Source organism: Terriglobia bacterium, from assembly GCA_036496425.1.
GTDB lineage: Bacteria > Acidobacteriota > Terriglobia > 20CM-2-55-15 > 20CM-2-55-15 > 20CM-2-55-15.
In genome coordinates this window covers 1-3900 of sequence record DASXLG010000312.1, presented here as the reverse complement: position 1 = coordinate 3900, position 3900 = coordinate 1, and the positions used below count along the sequence as shown (strand labels likewise).

The window sequence follows — 3900 nt, the reverse complement described above, 5'->3', positions numbered from 1 at the left end:
TGCGTGTCCGAATGTACTTCGCGCTGATTCACCAGGCATTTCTTGTGGTTGTGAAGAAACTCGATCGGATCCTCGATCGTGATCATGTGCTCGTCGCGCTCATTGTTGATCTTGTCGAGCATCGCCGCGAGCGTCGTGGATTTTCCCGAGCCCGTCGGGCCGGTCACCAGCACCAGCCCGCGCGGCTTGTCGCACAGGGTGCGCACGATCGCCGGCAGTCCGAGCGCGTCAAAACCCTTGATTTCCCAGGGTATCGTTCTGAAAACGGCGGCCACGGCGCCCCGCTGATGAAAAATGTTGCCGCGGAACCGCGCCAGGCTCTTCAAGCCGAAGGAGAAGTCGAGTTCCAAGTTCTCTTCCAGTCGGTGCTTCTGCACGTCCGTCAGCACGCTGTAGGCCAGCGCCTTCGTATCCGCGGCCGTGAGGGGCGGCATGTCCAAGGGACGAAGCTTTCCATGTACCCGCACCCGTGGCGCGCTGTTGGTCGAGAGATGCAAATCGCTCCCGGCCATCTCGATCATTTTCTTCAAAAGCTCGCTCAATGTAATGCCGGCCATTTCTCTCCTCCGATTACAAAACGGTCTCGCGAAGAACTTCTTCCATCGTCGTCAGCCCCGACGCAACTTTTTGCAAACCGCTCCGACGCAACGTGATCATTCCCTGCTCCATCGCCTTTTTCTTCAGTTCCAGCGCGGACGCTCCCACCAGAATCAATTCGCGCAATTCGTCGTTGATTTCCATCACTTCATAGAGCCCCACGCGGCCTTTATATCCAGTGTTGTTGCAAGTTGCGCATCCCTTGCCGTGTTGTACCGTGATTTTCGCCGCCTCTTCGGGAGAATAACCCGCCTCCGTCAGCGCCTCCGCCTGCAGTTGCAGAGGTTCCTTGCATTGAACGCAGATACGGCGTACCAACCGTTGCGCGCAGATCAGGTTCACGGACGTAGCTACCAGGAACGGCTCAATTCCCATGTTCATCAAGCGGCTGATCGTCGAGGGCGCATCGTTGGTATGGAGCGTCGAAAGGACCAAATGGCCGGTGAGCGCCGCCTTAACGGCAATTTCAGCGGTCTCGAAGTCTCGAATCTCTCCTACCAGAATGATGTTGGGATCCTGCCGAAGGAATGCGCGCAGCGCCGAGGCAAAGTTCAACCCGATCTGCTCCTTCATTTGAACCTGGTTGATTCCTGGGAGCTGAAATTCGACCGGATCCTCCGCCGTCATGATGTTCGTTTCAGGCGTGTTCAAGCGCGCCACCGATGAATAGAGTGTATTGGTCTTGCCCGATCCGGTGGGCCCGGTGACGAGAACCATGCCGTACGGCTTCAGGATTTGCCGCTCGAATTTCGTGAGCGCCTCCGGCTCGAAGCCGAGCTTGGTCATATCTAGTCGCAGGTTTTCCTTGTCCAGCAGCCGCAGAACGATCTTTTCTCCGAAGAGCGTTGGCACCGTTGAAACGCGGAAGTCCAGCTCCTTCTTCTTTCCGTCTTTCAGGTACTTGATCATGATGCGGCCGTCTTGCGGCAGCCGCTTTTCGCTGATGTCCAGTTTGGACATGATCTTGATGCGGCTGGTCATCGCATCTTTCAGCTTCATGGGCGGAGCCATCACGTTCTGCAGGATTCCATCGATGCGGAAACGTACGCGGTATTCCTTTTCGTAGGGCTCCACGTGAATATCGCTGGCGCCGCGCTTTACCGCGTCTGTCAGAATCAAATTGCAGAGCTTGATGATCGGAGCTTCCTCGGCGGCCTTTGAAAGCGACGCCAAGTCCATCTCCGCTTCTTCGCCCGTGAGTTCCAGAGCGTCGGCGTCCTCGGCCGTCAGGTCCTTCATTACTTTGTCAAGTTCTTCGACGCTTTCCACGTCGCCGTAGAACTTGTGAATAGCGTCGCTAATGGCCGTCTCCGAGGCGACCACCGGCTCCACGTTAAATCCCGTCATGAACTTGATGTCGTCCATGGCGAAGACGTTCGTCGGATCCGTCATCGCGATCGTCAAGGTCGACCCCACGCGCGATAGCGGCACAATCTGGTAGCGGACCGCAGTCTCCTGCGGCACCAGCTTGATCACTGCCGGGTCTACTTCGTAGAATTTCAGATTGATGGACGGCACGCCGTACTGCCGGGAGAGAACCGCCGTGATATCGTCGTCGCTTACCAGCCCCATCTTCACCAGGCACGTGCCCAGGCGGCCGCCATTCTTTTTCTGATAGTCGAGCGCCTGCTTCAGCTGATCTCCAGAGATCAGACTGTCCTTGACTAGAATTTCGCCGAGACGGGAAGACATGATTGTGCGCCCGCGGTACTAGAACCGCGGTATTCGGGAGAGTAGCATGCGATTCGGAGCGGCGGCGGCCCTGGCTTCGCCCCTCGTGGTGAATCAGCTAACATCCAATCCGCCGCATTGCGACGCCTGTACCGTCGTACAGGCCATTTACTGACCTGTACTTAGGTACAGGTATCTCCCAGTACCTTATCGGCCGGAGGGTCAGTCTACTTCAGCGCTTGCAGCCTTGAAGAATTCCAGGGAGGACCAGGTCTAGCCCGTGCCGTTGATCACGGAACCATCGGGTGTGCGCATCTCATTGGGACGTTCGTCGGTGATGGGATGTTTTGCGGCGAGCGCTTCGTCAATCTCGATACCCCAGCCGGGCTTTTCGCTGATCCACGCGTAGCCGTCCTTCACTTCAAGGCAGCCCTGAAAAATGTCCCGGACTAGCGCGGTATAGTCGAAGTGCTCATGAATCCCGAAATTTGAGTTGGTCAGATCGAGCGTAAGGTTCGTCATATGGCCCACAGGGGAGTTGGGGGCGCCGTGCCAGGCGAATTTCACCTCATAATTAGCTGCAAAGGCCGCGACTTTTCGGGCGGCCGTGAACCCGCCGATATGAGAAACATGATGGCGAATGTAGTCGATCAGCCGCTGTTCGACGAGCGGCTGCCACTCATGCGCATTATTCCAAAGCTCGCCGATCGCTAGCGGCGTCGTGCACATCTGCCGGACGATCTTATAGTGGCCGGACTCTTCCGGCGGCAACAGGTCTTCGCAATAGAACAATTTGAACGGTTCCACATCCTTGCAGAACTCGACCGCACGTACGCTATCGAGCAGCGAATGTACATCGATCCCCAAGCCGATTTCCGGCGGCATCTCTTTTCTGAAAGTCTCGCACGCCGATAGGATCCTGCGAGTTTCCTTGTCGCGATCGAAAGGTACGGAGCCGTCGTCGAACTTCGGCTGTCCATACAGATTGTTTACGGCCCCGTCTCGAATGAACATCGCGATCAGCAAATCCCGGCAGCCTTGATTGACGAGCTTCATGGAGCTTTCGATCAGCTTCTTGTTCGTGTCCTGCGCGGCCAGGAACACGTGCAGGTAAATTTCCGCGGCATCGCGGCATTTTCCGCCAACGAGCTGGTAGACGGGCATTGCCGCTTGCCGGCCTTTGATGTCCCACAGAGCGTCGCAGAGGCCGCCAATAGCGCAGTTCTGAACCACATCATTCTTATAGTAAGAACTCATGTAGCAAAGTTCCCAAATCTGCTCGATTCGATCAGTTGTTCTGCCCATCACTAAAGGTTTCAGATACTGCTCCACGGCTGTCTTCACAAGTTTGGAGCGGCCTCCGGGAAATGTAGCCGTGGCGCAACCGTAGCCGTGAAGTCCCGCCTGATCGGTCGTAACCTTCACGATCGTTGAGTCATTGTTGCCGCCGCCACCAACCTCAATCACGCTCACGTCTTGAATGTGCGGCGCCGGCATCCCGCGCGTGGCGCGATCTGCTCTTTCTTGTGCCTCTTGCTCCCTGCGCGTGGGAGCGGCCTCTGCGAGCGAACCTCCGAAAAGGCCACCCAAGGCCGCTCCACCACCTAACAGCGCCGATTTCAGCATCGCCCG

At 56.9% G+C, this 3900-nt stretch carries 3 protein-coding genes; all 3 read right to left on the bottom strand.

The window, feature by feature from the left end; genetic code table 11:
* Positions 1–557 (bottom strand): ATPase, T2SS/T4P/T4SS family (locus VGK48_22870; GenBank protein ID HEY2384028.1); only part of this gene is annotated, 557 nt, incomplete at its 3' end.
* A 13-nt stretch (positions 558–570) separates the two neighbouring features.
* Positions 571–2289, bottom strand: coding sequence for a type IV-A pilus assembly ATPase PilB (gene pilB, locus VGK48_22865; GenBank protein HEY2384027.1), 1719 nt, complete (start codon positions 2287–2289; stop codon positions 571–573).
* Between the two features lie 252 nt (positions 2290–2541).
* Positions 2542–3900 (bottom strand): enolase C-terminal domain-like protein (locus VGK48_22860; GenBank protein HEY2384026.1); only part of this gene is annotated, 1359 nt, incomplete at its 5' end.